The 22,290-nt window shown below is 69.5% G+C and carries 16 protein-coding genes, 1 tRNA gene and 1 pseudogene; 8 read left to right on the forward strand and 10 right to left on the reverse strand.

Annotated elements, in window-relative coordinates; translation table 11 throughout:
* Positions 1 to 147: 147 nt before the first annotated feature.
* The 3 genes from pheA to ABT025_RS00715 all read left to right on the forward strand — a co-directional run bounded on the left by pheA (position 148) and on the right by ABT025_RS00715 (position 3,925).
* Positions 148 to 1,083 carry a prephenate dehydratase gene (gene pheA, locus ABT025_RS00705; RefSeq protein WP_350988263.1) on the forward strand — a complete coding sequence of 312 codons (936 nt, stop codon included), beginning with the start codon at positions 148 to 150 and terminating at the stop codon, positions 1,081 to 1,083.
* Between the two features lie 758 nt (positions 1,084 to 1,841).
* Complete coding sequence (gene serS / locus ABT025_RS00710) at positions 1,842 to 3,131, forward strand: serine--tRNA ligase (RefSeq protein ID WP_350988265.1); 1,290 nt, start codon at positions 1,842 to 1,844, stop codon at positions 3,129 to 3,131.
* A complete protein-coding gene (locus ABT025_RS00715; RefSeq protein WP_350988270.1) occupies positions 3,128 to 3,925 on the forward strand; it encodes an HAD family hydrolase in 798 nt (265 codons plus the stop codon). The genes serS and ABT025_RS00715 overlap by 4 nt, the downstream gene beginning before the upstream one ends.
* 25 nt (positions 3,926 to 3,950) lie before the next feature.
* On the opposite strand, the gene ABT025_RS00720 is transcribed toward ABT025_RS00715, so the two are convergent.
* From ABT025_RS00720 to ABT025_RS00745, 6 genes and pseudogenes are all read right to left on the reverse strand, one after another.
* Positions 3,951 to 4,038 (reverse strand) — tRNA-Ser (locus ABT025_RS00720).
* Between the two features lie 284 nt (positions 4,039 to 4,322).
* Positions 4,323 to 5,040 (reverse strand): annotated as a pseudogene (locus ABT025_RS00725) (hypothetical protein).
* A gap of 284 nt (positions 5,041 to 5,324) precedes the next feature.
* Positions 5,325 to 6,044 (reverse strand): ABC transporter permease, encoded by a 720-nt coding sequence (locus tag ABT025_RS00730; protein ID WP_350988272.1) that lies wholly within the window; start codon positions 6,042 to 6,044, stop codon positions 5,325 to 5,327.
* A gap of 28 nt (positions 6,045 to 6,072) precedes the next feature.
* Complete coding sequence (locus ABT025_RS00735) at positions 6,073 to 6,984, reverse strand: ABC transporter ATP-binding protein (protein ID WP_350988274.1); 912 nt, start codon at positions 6,982 to 6,984, stop codon at positions 6,073 to 6,075.
* Positions 6,981 to 7,889, reverse strand: a complete 909-nt coding sequence (locus tag ABT025_RS00740; protein ID WP_350988276.1) for an ABC transporter permease — start codon at positions 7,887 to 7,889, stop codon at positions 6,981 to 6,983. The genes ABT025_RS00735 and ABT025_RS00740 overlap by 4 nt, the downstream gene beginning before the upstream one ends.
* Positions 7,879 to 8,913, reverse strand: coding sequence for an ABC transporter ATP-binding protein (locus ABT025_RS00745; RefSeq protein WP_350988278.1), 1,035 nt, complete (start codon positions 8,911 to 8,913; stop codon positions 7,879 to 7,881). The genes ABT025_RS00740 and ABT025_RS00745 overlap by 11 nt, the downstream gene beginning before the upstream one ends.
* Before the next feature lie 256 nt (positions 8,914 to 9,169).
* On the opposite strand from ABT025_RS00745, the gene ABT025_RS00750 reads away from it, so the two are divergent.
* From ABT025_RS00750 to ABT025_RS00765, 4 genes are all read left to right on the forward strand, one after another.
* Complete coding sequence (locus ABT025_RS00750; RefSeq protein WP_350988280.1) at positions 9,170 to 10,021, forward strand: M24 family metallopeptidase; 852 nt, start codon at positions 9,170 to 9,172, stop codon at positions 10,019 to 10,021.
* A complete protein-coding gene (locus ABT025_RS00755) occupies positions 10,018 to 11,799 on the forward strand; it encodes an SDR family oxidoreductase (protein WP_350988282.1) in 1,782 nt (593 codons plus the stop codon). Before ABT025_RS00750 ends, ABT025_RS00755 begins: the two co-directional genes overlap by 4 nt.
* Positions 11,796 to 12,770, forward strand: a complete 975-nt coding sequence (locus ABT025_RS00760; protein WP_350988284.1) for a MerR family transcriptional regulator — start codon at positions 11,796 to 11,798, stop codon at positions 12,768 to 12,770. The genes ABT025_RS00755 and ABT025_RS00760 overlap by 4 nt, the downstream gene beginning before the upstream one ends.
* A gap of 147 nt (positions 12,771 to 12,917) precedes the next feature.
* Positions 12,918 to 13,460, forward strand: coding sequence for an RNA 2'-phosphotransferase (locus ABT025_RS00765; protein WP_350988286.1), 543 nt, complete (start codon positions 12,918 to 12,920; stop codon positions 13,458 to 13,460).
* A gap of 50 nt (positions 13,461 to 13,510) precedes the next feature.
* Here ABT025_RS00765 and ABT025_RS00770 read toward each other — a convergent pair whose 3' ends face one another.
* Positions 13,511 to 14,473 (reverse strand): LLM class flavin-dependent oxidoreductase, encoded by a 963-nt coding sequence (locus tag ABT025_RS00770; protein ID WP_350988288.1) that lies wholly within the window; start codon positions 14,471 to 14,473, stop codon positions 13,511 to 13,513.
* 342 nt (positions 14,474 to 14,815) lie between these two features.
* Here ABT025_RS00770 and ABT025_RS00775 point away from each other — a divergent pair, with 342 nt between their 5' ends.
* Positions 14,816 to 15,682 carry an HAD hydrolase family protein gene (locus ABT025_RS00775; RefSeq protein ID WP_350988290.1) on the forward strand — a complete coding sequence of 289 codons (867 nt, stop codon included), beginning with the start codon at positions 14,816 to 14,818 and terminating at the stop codon, positions 15,680 to 15,682.
* A 95-nt stretch (positions 15,683 to 15,777) separates the two neighbouring features.
* On the opposite strand, the gene ABT025_RS00780 is transcribed toward ABT025_RS00775, so the two are convergent.
* The 3 genes from ABT025_RS00780 to cydB form a co-directional block, all read right to left on the reverse strand.
* A complete protein-coding gene (locus tag ABT025_RS00780; RefSeq protein WP_350988292.1) occupies positions 15,778 to 17,628 on the reverse strand; it encodes a GAF domain-containing sensor histidine kinase in 1,851 nt (616 codons plus the stop codon).
* 63 nt (positions 17,629 to 17,691) lie between these two features.
* Entirely contained in the window at positions 17,692 to 21,240 is a 3,549-nt protein-coding gene (gene cydD / locus ABT025_RS00785; RefSeq protein ID WP_350988294.1) for a thiol reductant ABC exporter subunit CydD, read from the reverse strand.
* A gap of 46 nt (positions 21,241 to 21,286) precedes the next feature.
* A complete protein-coding gene (gene cydB / locus ABT025_RS00790) occupies positions 21,287 to 22,288 on the reverse strand; it encodes a cytochrome d ubiquinol oxidase subunit II (RefSeq protein ID WP_350988296.1) in 1,002 nt (333 codons plus the stop codon).
* Positions 22,289 to 22,290: the final 2 nt, after the last annotated feature.

The raw sequence follows: 22,290 nt of genomic DNA on the forward strand, positions 1-22,290 counted from the left end.
GGGTGGGACGGGCGGCGGGCCTCGGCTTCCCCAGCAGTTGCGGGCCTCGGCGTCCTGAGCAACCGCGGGTGGCAGCGGCCGTCTCCGCCCGGTGTGGGGCGCCACGTACTGGAGTTCCGAGCCATCCCGGCGCATTAGGGTGACGGTATGTCCGCCACGCGCTACGCCTATCTCGGCCCCGAGGGCACCTTCACCGAGGTCGCTCTCCGTACGCTCCCGGAAGCCGCCACCCGCGAACTCGTCCCGATGGTCTCCGTACCGGCGGCGCTGGACGCGGTGCGCAACGGCACCGCCGCTGCGGCGCTCGTACCGATCGAGAACTCCGTCGAGGGTGGCATCACCACCACGCTCGACCAGCTGACCAGCGGCGAACCGCTGATGATCTACCGCGAAGTGCTCCTCTCCATCACCTTCGCGCTGCTCGTGCGTCCCGGCACCAAGCTGTCCGACGTCAAGACGGTCACCGCGCACCCGGCCGCGCAGCCCCAGGTACGCAACTGGATGGCGGCCCACCTCCCCCAGGCCGTATGGGAGTCGGCGGCGTCCAACGCGGACGGCGCGCGGCTCGTGCAGGAGGGGCGGTACGACGCCGCCTTCGCCGGTGAGTTCGCCGCGGCGACCTACGGGCTCGAACCACTCGTGACCGAGATCCACGACGCGGAGAACGCCCAGACCCGCTTCGTGCTGGTGGGCCGCCCGGCCCGGCCGGCGGCGCCGACCGGAGCGGACAAGACCTCCGTGGTCATCTGGCTGGGAGAGGACCACCCCGGCGCACTGCTCGAACTGCTCCAGGAGTTCGCGGTGCGTGGGGTGAACCTGATGCTGATCCAGTCCCGGCCGACGGGCGCGGGGATCGGTAACTACTGCTTCGCGGTGGACGCCGAAGGCCATATCTTCGACCGCCGGGTCGGCGAGGCGCTCATGGGCCTGAAGCGGATCTGCCCGAAGGTGCGGTTCCTCGGCTCCTATCCGCGGGCCGGTGTGGCGCCCGCGGACGTACGGGCCCTGCGTGCGGGTACGTCGGACGAGGCGTTCACCGAGGCCTCCGACTGGCTGGCACGGAATCAGGACGGCCGGGCCTGAGGGCTCGGATCCACCGGAGCAGTACGCCTTTCCTGCATATGTAGACAATTCAGCCTCTTCGGCCGTTGTCGTCATGGCCGCCGCCCCGTCGGCTGTCGCGGTCGTCGTCGCCCCTCGGGACGGCGCGGCCGTCGCCGCTTCGGTCGCTACGGCCGCTGCAGTCCGGGAGGTCCGGCTGCCCCTCCCGTCGGCCTGACACCGCCCTCACACCCGGTGCGATCAGCCGATTGTCCTCGGCGGCAAAGTTATCCACAGGCGCGCGTCTCGACCTGGGGACAAGTCGACACCGGAATGCGACATGGTCGACAAATCTGCCCAGCCCTCCCAGATCGGTCCACAGGTCGATGGGTCGCCTCTTGTCAGCCCAATTCCATTGATCAACTCTTTAGGACGAGGAATTCCCACCCGAACGAGCGCGCGAAGGAGGTTTGAACCGTGAATCCACGAGCCGGCATGCGGCTTTCGGAATGATCTCCTCCGTGTCCACAGATCTTCCTCACAGCCTGTGGATAACTTTCCCCGATCACCCACCCCTGTGGACAAGCGGCGACCAACTCCCCTTTCAGGCAAGGCCGATGCGTCAAGACGCGCAACCCTTCTGCCCCATTTAGGGGAATAGGGCCTCTTTCCTGACGCACCCCGTTCGCGCTCGCCACGGATTCCATCCCCAGCATTACCAATACCGGCAATTCGGGCAAAGTGACACGCTTGGCAATATCGGTTCGAACTACCGAAGCCGACACCGGTAGCCTGGGGGGGTGATTGACCTTCGCCTGCTTCGTGAGGACCCCGACCGTGTTCGCGCCTCCCAGCGCGCCCGTGGAGAGGACGTCGCCCTCGTCGACGCCCTTCTCTCCGCCGACGAACGGCGTAGGTCGTCCGGGGTCCGGTTCGACGAGCTCCGTTCCGAGCAGAAGTCGCTCGGCAAGCTCATCCCCAAGGCCTCCCCGGAGGAGCGCGCCGAACTCCTGAAGAAGGCCGAACAGCTCAAGGCCGACGTCAAGGCGGCCGACGCGACACAGAACGAGGCGGACGAGGAGACCAAGAGCCTGCTGCTGCGGCTCGGCAACATCGTCCACACGGATGTGCCGGTCGGCGGCGAGGAGGACTTCGTCGTCCTGGAGACGCACGGCACCATCCGCGACTTCGGCGCCGAGGGCTTCGAGCCCAAGGACCACCTGGAACTCGGCGAGGCGCTCGGCGCGATCGACATGGAGCGCGGCGCCAAGGTGTCCGGTTCGCGCTTCTACTACCTGACGGGTGTCGGCGCGCTGCTGGAGCTCGCCCTCGTCAACGCGGCGATCGCCCAGGCCACCGAGGCCGGCTTCATCCCGATGCTCACCCCCGCGCTGGTCCGCCCGCGCGCCATGGAGGGCACCGGTTTCCTCGGCCAGGCCGCGGAGAACGTGTACCACCTGGAGAAGGACGACTTCTACCTGGTCGGGACCTCCGAGGTACCGCTCGCCGCGTACCACATGGACGAGATCATCGACGCGGACAAGCTGCCCCTGCGCTATGCGGGCTTCTCGCCCTGCTTCCGCCGCGAGGCGGGTACGTACGGCAAGGACACCCGCGGCATCTTCCGGGTCCACCAGTTCGACAAGGTCGAGATGTTCTCGTACGTGGACCCTGCGGACGCCGAGGCCGAGCACCAGCGACTCCTGGACTGGGAGAAGCAGTGGCTCACCGCGCTCGGCCTCCCGTTCCAGGTGATCGACGTCGCCACCGGCGACCTCGGCGCATCGGCCTCCAGGAAGTACGACTGCGAGGCCTGGATCCCGACCCAGGGCAAGTACCGCGAGCTGACCTCCGCCTCCAACTGCGACAGCTTCCAGGCACGCCGGCTGTCCGTCCGCATGCGGGACAACCGCGACGGCAAGAAGGTCATGCAGCCGCTCGCCACGCTGAACGGCACGCTCTGCGCCGTTCCGCGCACGATCGTGGCGATCCTGGAGAACCACCAGCTGGCCGACGGTTCGGTACGGGTGCCCGAGGTGCTCCGTCCCTACCTCGGCGGGCGTGAGGTTCTGCAGCCGGTCGCCAAGTGACCTTTCCCTACAAGCTCGTCGCGACCGACCTCGACGGCACGCTGCTGCGTGACGACGACACAGTCTCCGAGCGCACGCGCGAGGCACTGGCCGCGGTCACCGCGGCCGGTGCGGCGCACATCATCGTCACCGGCCGCGCCGTCCCGTGGACCAGGCACATCCTGGACGACCTGGGTTACGAGGGCCTCGCGGTCTGCGGCCAGGGCGCGCAGGTCTACCACGCGGGCGAGCACAAGCTGCTGACATCGCTGACGCTGGACCGGCAGCTGGCAGGCCTCGCGCTCTCCAAGATCGAGGCCGAGGTCGGTCCGCTTGCCCTCGCCGCGAGCCGTGACGGGCTCGACGGCGAAGTGCTGGTCGGCCCCGGCTACCGCGTACAGGAGGGCCCGCTTCCGGCCGTCCTCGTCGAGGACCCGGCCGAGATGTGGTCCGCTCCGCTGAACAAGGTCTACATACAGCACCCCGATCTGGACGACGACGCGCTGGCGAAGGCCGCGCGGGCGGCGGTCGGCAATCTCGTGGACGTGGTCATGGCGGGTCCGGGCGTGGTGGAGATCCTGCCGCTCGGACTCAGCAAGGCCACCGGTCTCTCGCTGGCGGCACGTCGGCTGGGCGTGAAGGCGGCGGACACGATCGCCTTCGGTGACATGCCGAACGACATCCCTATGTTCGCCTGGGCGCAGCACGGTGTGGCCATGGCCAACGCACACGAGGCGCTGAAGGCCGTCGCCCACGAGATCACCGCGTCGAACGAGGACGACGGGATCGCCGTGGTGCTGGAGCAACTGCTCTGAAACCCTGGGTCCGGGTGCCCTGAGGCGGAGGATGCGCGGATCGAACGCGCGCGGGGCTTTCGGCCCCGACGACGGCTTAGCAAGCCGCTGCCTTACCACTCGGCCAATCCTCCGGGAGGGCGGCCGCGCGCGATGCGCAGGGACGGCCGCCCCGGCGTGCTGCTCGGAGCGGCTCGGCGCAGCAGTCGCTGACTACTCCGATGCCGGCTCGGGCACGCCTTGCCGGGAACTCGACGGACTCGGACTCTCGGTCATCGCCGCGCTCCTCTCCCGGTCTGTGGCGCCTTACCCGGCGGGTGCCGTACCGACCACTGTGCCGTACCTCCGAGGGCCGGTGCCAGTCAATTACGGGTGGCACCGGCCCACGGACCTTCTCAGCGGCTCCTGCCCCGGCGGCTCAGGTCCCGGCGGCTCGGTCCTTGAGGTTGCGCGCGAGCTCGTCCATGCGCCCGTCGAGCCGGACGATGTCCCTCGGACACACCGCCCAGCCGCGCGCTCATGGCCCCGGCCACCTGGTGAGTGACCTCCAGCCTCCGGTCGAGGATGTCGAGCCGGTGTGACATCCGGTTCAGGACCGGCCCGAGCTCCTGCAGGGCGTTGCCGACTCCGGTGAGGCAGCTTTCGACCCGGGTGACGCGGTGTTCGAGCGAGGCGTACCCGGCGCGCAGGTCCTGTTCGGCGTCGAGGAGATACGTACGGACGCATCGGGCGATGTCGCTGTCGCGAAGGAGCATGGCGACGTTGAGGACGGTGACGTCGAGGACGGCGACGTCGAGGACGGTTCTGCGGGTGTAGAGGGTGAGCTGGGTAGCCGCCTGTGGATAACTTTCGCCTTCACCGCCGCCCCATAGGGACATCATGTCCCTATGGAATTTTCACAGGTCAGAGCCTCGAAACAAGGCCAGGCCGTTCTCTTCCATCCCTGCTCGATGGCGCTGGGTCACCTTCCTGACGACCTCTGTGGATACTTCGAAGTACCGGGCCACGCACTCGGTGCGAACGTGAACTCCGTCCGGGAGCATGACAAGGCTTTTCACCTTGTCCGGGGCGTCGGTACGCCCCGTCTGTTCGACGCGCAACGCGCGTGATTCGAGCAGGGCCACTTCCGTGGGCATGAGTCTGCCTTCCGATCGTGAATGCGCCGGTGGACAGCCCTCTCCCCGGGCCTCAGGGGCGGAGGACGCTCACGGTTGCCACTCACTCAATGACCGGCCGACGGGTGATTCCCGCCCCATCGGCTCTCCGGATTTCACGAAAGCCACGACGTCACAGATCCGAGTTGCCTCCACGCATCAGGGACAACGAACCGATAAACGTACAGTTACGCGTAAGACTGTCCGACATGCGAAAACCCCCGCCCATGGGACGGGGGTTTTCGCATGTCAGAAGCCGCCTGCGCTCACTCCTCGCCGGCGAGCTTCAGCGTCCGCAGCTTCTGGCCCGCGTACCAGGTCGCCACCACGGTCACCGCCGCCAGCAGCACCGTCGCGACCGGCAGACCGACGTCGGAGGTGATCGCGCCACCCCCGCCGACCTTCTCCGCCACCGCGAGGGACCACTGCTGCACGCTGAGCGTGCGCGCACCGGGCACCAGGCTGCCGAACAGGGCCTCCCAGACCAGCGCGTAGACGAGTCCGAGGACCACCGCGTGCCGGCTGACCGTGCCCAGCAGCAGGAACAGCGCGCTGTAGGCGATCGAGGCGACCAACGCCGCGATCGTGTAGGCCACCGCGATCTGCTGGCCGTTTCCGTTGAGGATCAGACCGGCGATCAGGGTCGGCACCGCCGAGAACACCATCGTCACCGCGATCGCCACGATCAGCTTGGTGAAGATGATCGTCGGCCGGGTGACCGGCTTGGCCAGCAGATAGACGATCGAACCGTCGTCGATCTCGGGCCCGATGGCGCCCGTCCCGGCGATCACACCGATCAGCGGCACCATGGTGGCGATGGCGAAACCGCCCAGCACGTCCGAGGCCACCTGGTCGTCGGCCCCCGCGAACATCCGTACCGCCACCGCGATGACGATCAGGAGCGCGGGCAGGACGAAGAGGATGGCGGCCCGGCGTCGGCCGAGCAGGGCCCGGTAGGTGAGCCGGGCGACTGTGGGGTCGTACATGACGTCACAGCTCCTTTCAGGCCACTACTCAGGCCGCTACGAGATAGGAAAAGACCGATTCGAGGGACTCGTCGGACGGCGAAACGGTCAGAAGACGAATGCCCTGATCACGTGCCACCTTCGGCAGCAGCGTGGTGAACCGTCCGAAGTCCACGGCCTGGATACGCAGGGCGTTCTCGCCGAGGTCGACCTCGATCCCGGCCGTCGACGGGTCTGCGATGAGCGCGGCGGCGAGGGCGCGGTCGTCGCTGGACCGTACGAGATAGCGGTGCGGGCGGTCCGTCATCAGCCGGCGGATCTTCCGGAAGTCACCGGACGCGGCGTGCCGCCCGGCCACGATCACCTCGATGTGCGAGGCCAGCTGCTCGACCTCTTCGAGGATGTGGGAGGAGAAGAGAACCGTGCGGCCCTCCGCCCCCATCCGTCGCAACAGCTCCATCAGCTGCATCCGCTGGCGCGGGTCCATCCCGTTGAACGGCTCGTCGAGCAGTAGCACGGACGGGTTGTGGACCAGCGCGGACGCCATCTTCACGCGCTGGCGCATGCCCTTGCTGTACGTGGAGATCTTGCGGTCCTGCGCGTACTCCATCTGGACCGTGGCCAGCGCGGCGGCCGCCTCGGCGTCGCCGAGACCGTGCAGTTCGGAGTTGGCCACGACGAATTCGCGGCCGGTCAGGAAGTCGTACATCCCTTCGCGCTCCGGCACGATGCCGATCTGCCGGTATACGGCCTCGTTGCGCCAGATCGGCTTGCCGTCGAGCTTGACCGTGCCCGTCGACGGCGCGAGAAATCCGGCCATCATGTTGATCAGCGTGGACTTGCCGGCGCCGTTGGGGCCGAGCAGACCGGTCACCCCCGGGCCCACGGTCATGCTCACGTCGTTGACGGCGACCACATTGCCGAACCAGCGGGACGTGTGGTCGATCTCGATGGTGGTCACAGCCCGACCCTCCGGTAGCGGCGCATCAGTACGGCGTACGAGCCGGCGACGAGCGCGAGAACAACGATCAGGTAGACCACACCGGCACCGGCCCCCGGGCCTTCCCCTCCGGGGAAGGCGGAGGTCGCCCCGAGGAACGCGGTCTGCACTCCGTCGATGAGCGTGATCGGTGAGAACAGGCCCAGCCACGGCACAGCGCCGGTCGAACCCGTCGACCAGGCGATGCCCTGGATCGTGCTGACCGCGCCGTAAGTGATCGTCAGCACGGCGATCACCGCTGCGACACCGAAGCCGCGCCGCGGGGTGAGCGCGGCCATCACGAGACCGAGACCGGCGAAGAGCACGGACAGCAGCGCCACCGACACCATTCCCTGGGCGAACCACTTGGTCTGGTCGGCGAAGTCGAACTTCCCCAGCAGCGCGCCGACGTACAGGATGACGAGCGGCGCACCGGTGAGGACGAAGAGCGCGGAGACCATGGCCGCGAACTTCGCGAGGACGTAGTCGCTGCGCTCGATCGGCCGGGAGAAGTACAGCGGCACGCTCTTGAACCGGAGGTCCCTGGAGACCGACTGCGGTGCCTGCGCGGCGATGAACAGGCCGATGACGGCCTGCAGATAGATCGCGAACGACGTGTACTTGATCGGCAGCTTCGTCGTGTTCGGCGTGGCGATGGCGACTGCCACGATGATCGCGGCGACCAGGCACATCACGCCGAACAGCAGCATGGGCAGCACCTTGGACTTGGCCGAGCGGCCGAGACCGAAGGAACCGCGCAGGGACTGCGAGTAGAGCGAGCGGCGTGCGTAGGCACGGCCGAGGCGCGGGCCGTCGTAGGCGCGGTAGCCGATGTTGTGGATCCGGGAGGTCTCGCTCCCGGTCGCGGCGCCTGTCTCAGTGCTCATCGCGCCCGCTCCCCTTCTGCTGTACGGCCCCGGCGGCCACGGACGCGGTCGGCGCCTCGGGGTGCGCTGCCGGTGCCTCTTCGGTACGGAAGACCTCGGCGATGTGGTGGCGGCGCTGTTCCATCCGGACGAGGCCGAGGCCGAGGCCGGCGACGCTGTCGCGGACGAGGTCGTACGTCTCCTCGCCGGTCGCCTCGATCAGCAGGATGTGGCCCGCCCCGGGCAGGCCCTCCGCGTCCAGCCCGTCGAGTCCCACCAGCTTGATCCCCGCACCGGTGAGGACCTGTCGCAGGGCGTCGGTCCCGTCCGGGTGGGTGTCGCTGTCGGTGACCTCCACCGCGAGGGTCGTGGTGGTCTGGGTGAAGTCGCTGGTGGAGCTGGAGCGCAGCAGTGATCCGCCGTCGATGACGACGACGTGGTCGCAGGTGCGTTCCAGCTCACCCAGGAGGTGAGAGGTGACGAGGACCGAGATGCCGAAGTCGGTGTGGATACGCCGGATCAGGCCGAGCATCTCGTCGCGGCCGACCGGGTCCAGTCCGTTGGTCGGCTCGTCGAGGAGGACCAGCTGCGGGTCGTGGACCAGCGCCTGGGCCAGCTTCACCCGCTGCTTCATGCCGGTCGAGTAGCCGCCGATGGGCCGGTAGCGCTCCTCGTACAGCCCGACGTGCCGCAGCGTGTCCGCGGTGCGTTCCCGGGCCGCCGTCGGCGGCAGTCCGGACATCCGCGCCATGTGGACGACGAACTCGGTGGCCGAGACGTCCGGCGGCAGGCAGTCGTGCTCGGGCATGTAGCCGACCCGTTCCCGGATCGCGGCGCCACTGGTCGAGACGTCGAGCCCGAGCACTGCAGCCCGGCCCTCGGTCGCGGGGGACAGACCCAGCAGGATCTTGATCAACGTGGACTTGCCGGCTCCGTTGGCGCCCACCAGCCCGGTCACACCGGGGCCGATGTCCAACGAGAGCCGGTCAAGCGCGGTCACCCGGGGGAACCGCTTGCTCAGGCTTTCGGTCGCAATGACTGTCACGTCATCGACGGTAGTGGCGCGGACCACACCGGTCGTCAGACCTGGCGGCTGGATTCCCGTCAGACTCCAGATGTACGGACCCGTAGGGGGACCCCACGAAGGAGGACCGCGAAGCGGAACGGGCGCGTCGGGCCGGTCGGGATCTGCGGTTGTCCACAGGCTGCGCACGCCCCTTGACGTAGCCGCCGGACATTGTCACATTCATCAGTGTCACGTTACGGGCACGTACCGCACACGACAGCGAACGGACGGTGGCATGGCCTCGCGCGTCAAGGACGAACGGGCCCCGGAGCTCCAGGGGTTCAGGGAAGTGCAGCGTCTCGCCTACGCCTGCGCGGAAGCGGTCGCCGCCCGTCTGAAACCGGGGGTGACGGAGCGCGAGGCGGCCCGGATGCAGCGCGAGTGGCTGCGCGAGCGCGGGGTGCGCGACTGGTTCCATCTCCCGTTCGCCTGGTTCGGGGACCGCACGGCGTTCACCGGGTTCAGAGTGCCGCTGCAGTTCTTCCCGACCGACCGGCGGCTGGAGCCGGGGATGCCGTTCATTCTCGACATGGCCCCGGTGTACAAGGGGTTCACCGCCGACATCGGATACTCCGGCTGCCTGGGTCTCAACCCGCTGCACGACCGGCTGCTCTCCGATCTTGAGGCGCACCGCGGGCTGATCCTGCGCGAGGTGCGCGAGCGGCGTCCGCTGCGCGAGATCTATGAGGACGTCGAGCGCCTGATGATCCGGCAGGGCTACGCCAACCGCCACCGCGCCTATCCGTTCGGCGTCATCGCGCACAAGGTCGACCGGGTCGCCGAACGGCGTTGGTCACCGCAGGTGTTCGGGTTCGGTACGCAGTCGCTCAAGGGACTTCTGAGCGATGCGGTGCACGGGCACCGGGAGGGCTGGTCGCCGCTCTGGAGTCCGTACCGCTTCTCCGACCATCCCCCGCAGCCGGGCCTGTGGGCGGTCGAGCCGCACCTCGGATTCCGGGGTACAGGTGCGAAGTTCGAGGAGATCCTGGTCGTCACGGACTCGCGGGATCCCGAACAGAGCGCCTTCTGGCTGGACGACGATCTGCCGCATGTGCGGCGCTGGGCCGAGGAGAGGGTGGCGGCGTGAGTCTGCGAAATCTGCCGGGGGCGCGCGAGCGCCGGGTGTCCACGGGCGGTATCGACCTGTGCGTCGTCGAGCTGGGCGATGCGGAACAACCCACGATCGTGCTGGTGCACGGCTATCCGGACAGCAAGGAGGTCTGGACGCAGGTCGCCCGGCAGCTCGCCGAACAGTGGCACGTCGTGCTGTACGACGTGCGCGGCCACGGAAGGTCGACGGCGCCCATGCCGCTGCGCGGCGGCTTCACGCTGGAGAAGCTGACCGACGACTTCCTGGCCGTAGTCGATGCGGTGAGCCCGGACCGGCCGGTGCACGTGGTCGGGCACGACTGGGGTTCGGTGCAGGCCTGGGAGTTCGCCACGGTCAACCGCACCGAGGGCCGGATCGCCTCCTTCACCTCGATGTCCGGCCCGTCGCTGGACCACTTCGGTCACTGGATCAAGCAGCGGATGTCCCGGCCCACCCCGCGCCGGGTCGGCCAACTGCTGGGCCAGGGCGCCAAGTCCTGGTACGTGTACATGCTGCACACGCCGGTGCTTCCGGAGCTCGCCTGGCGGGGGCCGCTCGGAAAGCTGTGGCCCCGCGTCCTGGAGCGGCTGGAGAAGGTCCCTCCGGGTGACTACCCGACGCCGTCCCTGCCCGACGACGCGGCGCACGGGGCCTGGCTCTACCGGGACAACGTCCGTTCCAGGTTGCGCAGGCCGCGCGCCGACGCGTTCGCGCATGTACCGGTCCAGCTGATCACCCCGACCGGCGACATATTCCTTTCGGAAAAGCTCTATGACGGACTCGACGCCTGGGTACCGCAGTTGACGCGCCGCTCGCTGCCCGCCAAGCACTGGGTGCCGCGCACACGGCCGGACCAGCTGGCTTCCTGGATCGGCGAGTTCGCCGCTGCCAACGAGGCGGCGCTGCAAGGTGGGGTTCCGGTGCAGGACACCGCGCCGAAGGGGGCGTACGCGGACCGGTTCGGTGGGCAGCTCGTCCTGGTGACGGGAGCTGCCGGAGGGATCGGCCGGGCCACGGCCTTCGCGTTCGCCGAGGCCGGCGCCCGTGTGGTGGCCGTGGACCGGGACGCGGAGGGGGCGAGCCGCACTGCGGAGCTGGCCCGGCTGATCGGTGCCCCGGCAGCCTGGGCCGAGACCGTCGATGTCAGTGACGAGCAGGCCATGGAGAAGCTGGCCGAGAAGGTCGCGGCCGAGTACGGCATCGTCGATGTGCTGGTCAACAACGCGGGGATCGGGCTCTCCGGTTCGTTCCTGGAGACGACCGCCGAGGAGTGGCGAAACGTCCTCGACGTGAACCTGTGGGGCGTCATCCACGGCTGTCGGCTGTTCGGCAAGCAGATGGCCGACCGCGGGCAGGGCGGCCACATCGTCAACACGGCCTCCGCCGCCGCATATCAGCCGTCCCGGGCGCTGCCCGCATACAGCACGTCGAAGGCCGCCGTGCTGATGCTGAGCGAATGCCTTCGCGCCGAGCTCGCCGAGAAGTCGATCGGCGTCACTGCGATCTGTCCCGGCATCGTCAACACGAACATCACCGCGACCACGCGCTTCGCCGGGGCCGACGCGGCGGAGGAGAAGCGGCTGCGAACGCGTACGAGCAAGTTGTACGGGATGCGTAACTACCCGCCGGAGAAGGTCGCTGACGCGATCCTCAGAGCGGTCGCGCGCAACCAGGCCGTCGTCCCGGTGACGCCGGAGTCCCACGGCGCCCGCTTCCTGTCCCGGCTCAGCCCGGGCGTGCTGCGCGGGATCGCCCGGCTGAAGCCGCCGCTGTGAGCACCACCGGGCCGTCGGCGGCCGGCGGCCGGAAAGCCGCCGAGTACCGCATCGAGGACCTCGCGCACGCCAGCGGCGCCACGGTCCGCACCATCCGCGCCTATCAGGACCGCGGACTGCTGCCGACTCCGGAACGGCGTGGCCGGGCCAATGTGTACCGGGACACCCATCTCGCCCGACTCCGCCAGATCGCCGACCTGCTGGACCGCGGCTACACCCTGGCCAGTATCAAGGAGTTGCTGGAGGCCTGGGACACGGGACGCGGACTCGGCGGTGTGCTCGGACTCGTCGCCGAGGTGCACGGGCCATGGACGGACGAGCGGGCCGACCGCATCACCCGCGCGGAACTCGGCGTGAGGTTCGGTGGGCGCCCCGACGACGAGGCGGTCGCCGAAGCGGTGGACCTGGGAGTACTCGAACCGATCCCGGGACGCGACGACGAGTTCCTTGTCCCCAGCCCGCAAGAGCTGGCCGTGGCGGTGGAGTTGTACGCCGCCGGCGTTCCGCTGAGTGCAATCTCCGGTCATCTGCGGGAGCTTCGCGGACAGGTCGAACAGATAGCCTCCCGCTTCCTGGAGTTCACGACGGAGCACGTCTTCACCCGGTATCTCGGCCACCGCCCGCCGACCGACGCGGACGCGGCCGAGGCAGCATCGATGGTCCGGCGGCTCCGCCCGCTGGCGCAGCAGACAGTGGACGCCGAACTGGCGCGGGCCATGCGGACGTTCGCCACCCGCCATCTGGAGCACCACCTCGCCGCCGAGGGTCCTTTCGCTGTCCCGTCAGCCGTGCCTTCGCCGGTGCCCGTCGTGCTTCCGGCGGGCACGATCAGTGCTGTGGAGCGCCTGGTTGGGCGGGAGAACGCCCAGGCTTTCATCGCGGCTGCCACCGAACGAGAGGTGCAATCAAGGACATTGGATGCACTTACCTCATCTCACCCCAATACGCCCATAGTTGATCAAACAGGTTAATTCACAAGCCACTTGTCCACAGAATCGCCAAATTACCTGTGGATAACCCGAGTTGGCTGTGGATCAAACCTGTGGGCAAAGATTCCTGAGGGAGATCAGAACCAAATCCGGATGCGCCGGAGAGGACGTCACGGGCAGTCTGTCGGCATGGACGAAAGACGCACCGTCAAGGTGTCCAAGTACCTCTCGAAACACCTCCGGCATCAGCCCGAACGAATCGGCCTCACGCTGGACGCCAACGGCTGGGTGGCGATCGACGAGCTGTTGCGGGCCGTTGCCCTCCACCACTTCCCGCTCACCCGTGCCGAGCTCGACCATGTCGTCGCCTCCAACGACAAGCAGCGCTTCGCCATCGTGGGCGACCGCATCCGGGCGAGCCAGGGACATACCGTCGACGTGGACCTGGACCTGCCTCCGGCCGATCCGCCCGCGTACCTCTATCACGGCACGGTCGGCCGGTCCCTGGACGCGATCCGCGCTGAGGGGCTGCGTCCGATGAACCGCACACACGTCCACCTCTCGCCCGACCGCGAGACGGCGACCCGCGTCGGGGCCCGACGGGGCCGCCCCGTCGTCCTGTCCGTGGACGCGGGTGCCATGCACCGGGCAGGCCACACCTTCTACGTCAGCGCCAACGGGGTCTGGCTCACCGCCGCTGTACCCCCGGAATTCCTGCGCCTGCCCGACTGACACGGTGGAGCCACCGCCGCGTCGCCGGGGCGCTCCCGTACCGCCTGCCCTCAGCCCGCGAGCTGGGCCAGGCCCTGCGTCACAATCCGCTCGAAGAGCTTCTCGTCCGCCACCGCCGCGGAGAACTCGGGGCTGCCGTCGGGCACCGGTGCGTGGATCACGATCTCGGTGAACCCGAGCTCCGCATACCTGCCCGCGAAGTCCACGAACGCGTCCACGGATCCGAACGGCCCGCCCTTGCCACTGGTGAGAGCCGGGTTGAACTCCGGTGTGAAACCGGTGAGCAGAATCTTGTCGAGCGCGTCCACGTCCCTGCCGCTCTCGGCACAGGCCTTGCCCAGCCTGGCGATCTGACCACGGACGGCGTCGAGCGAATCCGCCGCACTGCCCGCCTCGTACAGCTTCGGATCACCCGTGGTCACCCACGCCTGCCCGTGCTGTGCGGCGAGCCTGAGTCCACGCGGACCCGTGGCGGCCACGGCGAACGGCAGCCGCGGAAGCTGTGCGCAGCCAGGAAGATTGCGCGCCTCGGTGGCCGCGTAGAACTCGCCCTCGGACGTCAGCCCGGCCGGCTCCCGAAGCAGTCCGTCCAGCAGCGCAACGAACTCACCGAACCGGTCGGCCCGCTCACGCGGGGTCCACGGCTGCTCGTCACCCCGCAGGAGCGTCGTCGCGTCGAACCCGTTGCCACCGGCTCCGATGCCCAGGGTGATGCGGCCGTCCGAGATGTCGTCGAGCGAGATGAGTTCCTTGGCCAGGATGACCGGGTGCCGGAAGTTCGGCGAGGTCACGAGCGTCCCCAGTCGCAGACGCGAGGTCACGCAGGCGGCCGCCGTCAGGGTGGGGAGGGCGCCGAACCACGGCCGGTCCCGGAAGGCACGCCAGGCCAGGTGGTCATAGGTGTACGCCGCGTGCAGACCCAGCTCCTCAGCGCGCTGCCACTGCGTGCGCCCTCCCTCGTTCCAACGGCGGACGGGCAGGATGACAGTGCTGAGGCGCAGAGTGGGGCTCATGGCCCGCAGTTTACGGCGGGCCGGTCGGCCACACCTTTCCGCTCGAACGACTGGCTGGGTGCTGAGCACCACGAACGGGGCCGACAGTACGGAAGCCCGGTCCCCGGGCCGTCCGGCGCTGTCCGACCGTGCCGGCGGCTCCGGCGGCTCCGGCGGCTCCGGCGGCTCCGGCGGCTCCGGCGACGTCTTGCGGTGTCCGGCGACGTCTTGCTAATCAGGGGGACGCGGCGCTCGGAAATCCGCCGACATATGCCAGAGGAATGTTCTCCTGCTCAGGGGCGTACGCACTCAGATGTGCGCCCCTGCGCACGCCCGTGCACCCTCGTACGCGAGAATGGGGCGGTGACCTCAGCTACCGAACAGCCCGTTCCTGCCGCTCCTCGGCTGATCGCCACCGATCTGGACGGCACCCTCCTGCGCGACGACAAGACCGTCTCGGACCGCACGGTCGCGGCGCTCGCCGCCGCCGAGGAGGCCGGGATCGAGGTCTTCTTCGTCACCGGCCGTCCCGCCCGCTGGATGGATGTCGTCAGCGACCATGTGCACGGCCACGGCCTGGCTATCTGTGCCAACGGCGCCGCCGTCGCCGACCTGCACGCGGGAGGCAGGCTGCTGAAGGTGCGGGCCCTCGACCGGCCGACGGCCCTCGATGTCGTACACACGCTGCGTGCTGCCGCCCCCGGGACTTCGTTCGCCGTCGAGCTGGCCACCGGTATTCACTACGAGCCGGCTTACCCGCCCTTCCACCTGGACCCCGGTGCGACGGTGGCCGTCGCCGAGGAACTGCTCCACGAGGAGACGCCGGGTGGCGGCGCCCCCGTGCTGAAGCTCCTGGCCCACCACGGCGAACTGGCCCCGGACGACTTCCTCGCGCTGGCACTCGGGGTGGCCGGCGACCGGGCCTCCTTCACCCGGTCCAGCCCCACCGCGCTCCTGGAGGTCAGCGGACCCGGCGTCTCCAAGGCCAGCACGCTGGAGTTGTGCTGTGCCGAACGCGGCATCTCCTCCGCAGAGGTCGTCGCCTTCGGCGACATGCCGAACGACGTCGAGATGCTGAGCTGGGCGGGCACGTCGTACGCGATGGGCAACGCACACCCGGCCGCACTGGCGGCGGCCTCCGGCCGTACGGTCACCAACAACGAGGACGGCGTCGCAGTCGTCATCGAGCGGATCATCGCCGAGCGCGCCCACCCACTCGCCGCGCACTGAGGGGACCTGCCCCGCGCAAACCGCCGGGTGGCCCGCCCACCCGGCCCTCGGCGATCAGAGCCGCCCCGGGCCCCTTCCCGCCTGGCCCCCGGTGTTCAGAGCGGCGCCTGCCACACCACCGTCGTACCGGCGCCGTCCTCCCCGATGCCGGGCCCGAACCAGCTGGCCCCGCCGAGTGATTCCGCCCGGCGGGCCAGGTTCCGCAGCCCGCTGCGCCGACCGCCGGGCGGGATGCCCACCCCGTCGTCGGCGACCGAGAGCCGCACCGCGTCCCTGCCGTCGGGCAGCGTGGCGGTCGCGTCGACGACCACATCGATCCGCGCCGCTCCGGCGTGACGGAAGGCGTTGGACAATGCCTCCCGGAGCGCCGCGATCAGGTTCTTCCCGGTCAGCTCACCGACCAGGGAGTCGACCGGCCCCAGGAAGCGGTGGGACGGTTTGAATCCCAGCGGGACCGCCGCCATGTTGATCTCGCGCAGAACGCGGGTGCGCAGCCCGGAAGGCGCCTCGGCCGGCTCCTGCTGCAGCGCGAAAATCGCGGTACGGATCTCCTGAATGGTCACGTCCAGTTCATCGACCGCCCTGCCCACCCCGGTCTGCACCTCCGGCACGTCCGATCGGCGCTGCGCGCTCTCCAGCATCATCCCGGTGGCGAACAACCGCTGGATGACCAGGTCGTGCAGGTCACGGGCGATTCGGTCGCGGTCCTCGTAGACCGCGAGCCGCTCCCGGTCGCGCTGCGCCTCGGCCATCATGAGCGCCAGGGCTGCCTGCGAGGCGAACTGGGTGGCGAGGGTCCGCTCGGTCTCCGTGAACGGCCGGCCGCCCCTGGCGCGCGGTGTGGCGAGTGCACCGAGCACACGCCCCCCGCTGTGCAGCGGCAGCATCATGCTCGGGCCGAACCGGTCCGCCAGCCTGGTGATCATGCGGGAGTCGGTGGCCGAGTCGTCGATGAAGACCGCCTCGCCGCTCAACAGCCTGGCCACCACGGGGCTGTGCGCCGGAATGATCACTCCGAGCGAGGCGGACGGGTCGTCCGCGGAGACGGCGACGATCTCCAGTCCCCCGTCCTCGGCCGGCAACAGCACGATGCCGGCCGCGGATCCGGCGAGGTGACGGGCCTGCTCGGCAACGACGGAGAGCGCGTCGTCGGCGTCCCCGCCGGACAGCAGTGCGGTGGTCACGGCAACCGAACCGTCGATCCACCGCTCGCGCTGCCGGGCTGCCTCGTACAGCCGCGCGTTGCCGATGGCGATGCCGGCCTCGGTGGCGAGCACCCGGACCATGTGCAGGTCGTAGTCGTTGAACTCGCCGCCGTCCACCTTTTCGGCCAGGTACAGATTGCCGAAGATCTCGCCCTGGACCCGGATCGGAACGCCGAGGAACGTGCGCATCGGTGGATGGCCCGGCGGGAAGCCGGAGAATCTCGGGTCAGCCGTCAGGTCGGCCAGCCGCAGAGGGCGCGGGTCGTGGATGAGGGCGCCGAGCAGCCCTCGATGCCCGTCCGGCCTGCGCCCGATCCGGTTCGCCACTTCATCGGAGACCCCGTAAGTGACGAAGTCGGAAAGCCCCTTGCCCTCCTCGTCCACGACACCGATGGCCGCATAGCGGGAGTGGGCCAACTCGGCAGCCGTCTCGCAGATGCGGTCGAGCGTGGAGTGGAGTTCGAGCCCCGTGCCCACCGACCGCATCGCTTCCAGCAGCCGCGGTACGCGGGCGGTGAGTTCGGTGGACAGGCCCTGCAGAGTGCGGGTCGCCTCCGTAGCCTCCGTCGCGGCGTCGAGCGAGTCCCTCGGGCCTGTCGGGTCGAGCGGATCGAACGGGGCGCTCGGATCTCGCGGGTTGTGTCGATCGAGCGGGTCCGCTGAGCCCGACGGCTTCAGGGGCTGATCCGAGTGAATCGGGTCCTTCGAGTGCTGCGGGTGGTTCGGGTCCTGCTCTGACATACCCAGAGCGTAGTTAGTCCCTTTTGCCATGGAAAGTCGAGAGCTGAAGGCCGGCAGGGCATCTCAGGCATGCACACCCACCGGTTCGCCGGGAGCGAGCGTGGTCTCCCGTTCGCGCTTCAGCATCCGGCACAGCGGCCCGTCCACCGCTGCGAGGACGTCGTACGGACCGCGCTGGACGACGGCACCCTCCTCCAGCACCACCACCTCGTCGACGGCGTCCAACCCTTCGAGACGGTGAGTGATCAGTACGGTCGTACGCCCCTGGGTGGCCGCCAGCAGGTCCGCGGTCAGAGCATCGGCCGTCGGCAGGTCGAGGTGCTCTGCAGGCTCGTCCAGGACCAGCACGGGGAAGTCCGCCAGCAGGGCCCGGGCCAGGGCGAGCCGCTGACGCTGGCCGCCCGAGAGGCGGGCGCCGTGCTCACCGACGAGGGTGTCCAGGCCGTCCGGCAGTGCCTCCGCCCAGTCGAGCAGCCTGGCCCGGCCGAGGGCGTCGCGCAGTTCCGCGTCCGTCGCGCCGGTGCGGGCCAGCCGCAGATTCTCCCGGATGGAACTGTCGAAGATGTGGGCGTCCTGGGCGCAGAGGCCCACGAACCGCCGGACCGTGTCCCCGTCCAGCGCGGACGCTTCCACCCCGCCGATCCGGTACGTCCCCGTCCGCGCGTCCAGGAACCGGAGCAGGACCTGGGCCAGCGTGGTCTTTCCCGAACCGGACGATCCCACGACCGCGATGCGCCGGCCTGCCTCCAGCGTGAGGTCGATGGAGTCCAACGCATCGTGTCCGGCCCCTGCGTAACGGGCGGACAGCCCCCGCACTTCCAGCGGGAACGGCGAGTCGGGAGCCTCGGCCGGGACGGCGGGTTCCATCACGGGCACGGGGGCGTCCAGCACCTCGAACACCCGCTCCGCACTCCGCTTGACCCGCTGCCGGTACTGCACGGCGAGCGGCAGGCCGGTCACGGCTTCGAAGGCGGCCAGCGGGGTGAGGACGACCACGGCGAGTTCCACCCCGGCCAGTCGGCCGTCGGCCACTGCGGGAAGGGCCACCAGGGCGGCCGCGACCACGGTGAGGCCGGCGATCAGGGCGCTGAGACCGCCGCCGAGCGCGGTGGCGGCCGCCGCCCGGGCTGCGATCCGGGTCAGCACCCCATCGGCCTCCCGGGTCCGGGCCACGCGTCCCGGAAGCGCGCCCGCGACGGTGAGCTCGGCGGTTCCGCCGAGCAGGTCGGTGATCCGGGTGGCCAGATCGGCCCGTGCGGGTGCCAGCCGGCGCTCCGCGTGCCGGGCGCAGGCTCCGCTGACGAGCGGGACCCCGACCCCGGCCAGCAACAGTCCGCCGGCCAGTACGAGGCCCGCCTCCGGCAGCAGCCAGCCGGTGAAGCCTGCGGCTCCCACCCCCACGACGACCGCGGTGCCTGCGGGCAGCAGCCACCGAAGCCAGTAGTCCTGAAGGGCGTCCACATCGGCGACGAGCCGTGAGAGCAGGTCTCCCCGCCGGGTCCGGCCCAGGCCCGCGGGCGCGATGCGCTCCAGGCTTCGGTAGACCGCCACACGGAGCTCGGCGAGCATCCGGAGCACAGCGTCGTGCGAGACGAGGCGCTCGGCATAGCGAAAGACCGCCCGCCCGATCCCGAAGGCGCGAGTCGCCGTCACCGCCACCATCAGATAAAGCACCGGCGGTTGCTCGGAGGCGCGGGAGATCAGCCAGCCGGAAACGGCCATGAGACCGACGGCCGAGCCCAGTGCGAGGCTTCCCAGCAGCAGGGCCAGCAGCAGTCGGCCGCGCTCCGCGCCGGCGGCCTCCCTCACCCGGGCGAGCACGTGCCCGGTCCACGCCGCGGTGTCCCGCAGCGCCATGGGTTCACGTGACGGCTCGGACGCCGAGGCGGCTGTCTGCACCCCCACCGGCTCTGCCGCCACAACGGACGCCACGTCCGGCACCGCCCCGGACACCGCGCCCGTCACCTGCCCGGTCACTTCGGCAGGCGAAAGCGTCACCACCCGGTCGGCCACCGTCAGAAGCGCCGGCCGGTGGACGACCAGCAGCACGGTCCGGCCCACCGCCAGTCGCCGTACCGCCTCGACGATGCCCGCCTCCGTCTCGCCGTCCAGGCTCGCCGTCGGCTCGTCGAGCAGCAGCAGCGGCCGGTCGGCGAGGAATGCGCGGGCGAGCGCGAGCCGCTGGCGCTGTCCTGCGGAAAGTCCCGCACCGTCCTCGCCGAGAAGCGTGCGGGCACCGTCCGGCAGCGCGGTCACGAAGTCGTACGCCCCGGCGTCCCGCAGCGCAGCCGTCACCGCGTCGTCGTCCGCGCCCGGACGGGCCAGCCGTACGTTCTCCGCGATCGTGCCCGCGAAGAGATGGGGACGCTGCGGCACCCAGGCGATGCGCTCGCGCCAGAGCTCGGGGGAGAGGGCCGCCAGATCGGTCCCGCCGACCCGCACCCGGCCCTCGTCGGGTTCCACGAACCCCAGCACCACGTTCAGCAGGGTGGTCTTGCCGACGCCGCTCGGACCGACCAGGGCGACGGTCTCCCCCTCGTCCACCACCAGCGAGGCTCCGGCGAGGGAGGGTTCTGTGCGACCGGCGTGCCGAACGGTCACCCCTTCCAGCTCCAGGCGGAGCGAGTCGGGGACGTCCTGCGTGCCACCCGTGCGCGGCTCGGTCTCCAGGACGGCGAAGATTTCCTCCGCGGCCGAGAGTCCCTCGGCCGCGGCGTGGTACTGCGCGCCTACCTGCCGGATCGGCAGGTAGGCCTCGGGCGCGAGGATCAGCACCACCAGCCCGGTGTAGAGGTCGAGCTCACCGTGCACGAGTCGCATGCCGATGGTGACGGCGACGAGTGCCACCGACAGCGTCGCCAGGAGCTCCAGGGCGAAGGATGAGAGGAACGCGATCCGCAGGGTGCGCAGGGTGGCCTGCCGGTACTGCGAGGTGATGGTGCGAATGGACTCGGCCTGGGCCTTGGCCCGGCCGAAGACCTTCAGCGTCGGCAGCCCCGCGACCACGTCGAGGAAATGGCCGGAGAGCCGGGAGAGCAGCCGCCACTGACGGTCCATCCTCGACTGGGTGGCCCAGCCGATGAGAATCATGAAGAGCGGGATGAGCGGCAGCGTGACCACGATGATCGCGGCCGAGATCCAGTCCTCGGTGACGACCCTGGCCAGTACCGCCACCGGTACCACCACCGCGAGTCCGAGTTGCGGGAGGTAGCGCGCGAAGTAGTCGTCGAGCGCGTCGATCCCCCGGGTGGCGAGAGCCACCAGCGAGCCGGTGCGCTGCCCGCTCAGCCAGTCCGGGCCCAGTTCCGCCGCCCGGGCCAGAAGGCGCCCGCGCAGTTCGGACTTGACGGCCGCACCGGCCCGGTAGGCGGCCAGTTCGGTGAGCCAGGAAACCAGGGCCCGGCCGAGCGCGACCGCGGCGAGCAGGATGAGCGGTGTACGCAGTCCCGCACCGGTGAGCCCGTCCTCGAAACCGCCCACCACCACCTCGGCGACGAGCATCGCCTGGGCGATGACCAGCGCCGCTCCGGCCAGCCCGAGTACCACCACCGCCACCAGGAAGAGGCGGGTGGCACGGGCGTGGCGGAGCAGACGCGGATCGATCGGTTTCACGTGAAACACCCCATGGAGCTGGACTCGGTCAAGGCACTCACTGCGTTCAGTGCGCGTCGGCGATGTGCTGCGTACCGATCCGCTTGCGGAACACCCAGTACGTCCACCCCTGGTAGAGCAGGACGACGGGAGTGGCGATCCCCGCACACCAGGTCATGATCTTCAGCGTGTACGGGCTGGACGAGGCGTTGGTGACCGTGAGGCTCCAGGCATCGTTCAGCGAGGACGGCATGACGTTCGGGAAGAGCGTCAGGAACAACATGGCGACCGCGGCGGCGATGGTCACCCCGGAGAAGGCGAAGGACCAGCCCTCGCGCCCCACTGCAATGGCTCCGATCGCCCCGACCAGGGCCACCACGGCGACGATCATCGCGATCAGGCTCCAGCCGTCACCGTTGTCGATCTGGGTCCAGATCAGGAACCCGAGAGCGAGAACCGCGGTGACCACGCCCAGCTTCAGCGCCAGCCTGCGCGCCCGGGCCCGGATGTCGCCGACCGTCTTGAGCCCGGCGAACACCGCTCCGTGGAAAGTGAAGAGGAAGAGCGTGACCAGCCCGCCGAGGATCGCGTACGGATTGAGCAGATCCCAGAAGTTGCCCACGTACTCCATGTCCGCGTCGATCTTCACCCCGCGGACGATGTTCCCGAAGGCCACTCCCCAGAGCAGGGCCGGGATCAGCGAGGTCCAGAAGATCGCGTGCTCCCAGTTGGTCTGCCACTTCTCCTCGGGCCGCTTCGCCCGGTACTCGAAGGCGACACCCCGCACGATCAGGCAGAGCAGGATGATCAGCAGCGGCAGATAGAAGCCGGAGAACAGCGTGGCGTACCACTCGGGAAACGCGGCGAAGGTCGCTCCGCCCGCGCTGAGCAGCCATACCTCGTTGCCGTCCCAGACGGGCCCGATCGTATTGATCAGGACCCGTCGTTCCTTCCGGTCCCGCGCCAGCAGCTTGGTCAGGACACCGATCCCGAAGTCGAATCCCTCCAGGAAGAAGTAGCCGGTCCAGAGAACGGCGATGAGCACGAACCAGACGTCGTGGAGTTCCATCT

This window comes from Streptomyces sp. NPDC002809 (assembly GCF_040295435.1).
Taxonomy (GTDB): Bacteria; Actinomycetota; Actinomycetes; order Streptomycetales; family Streptomycetaceae; genus Streptomyces.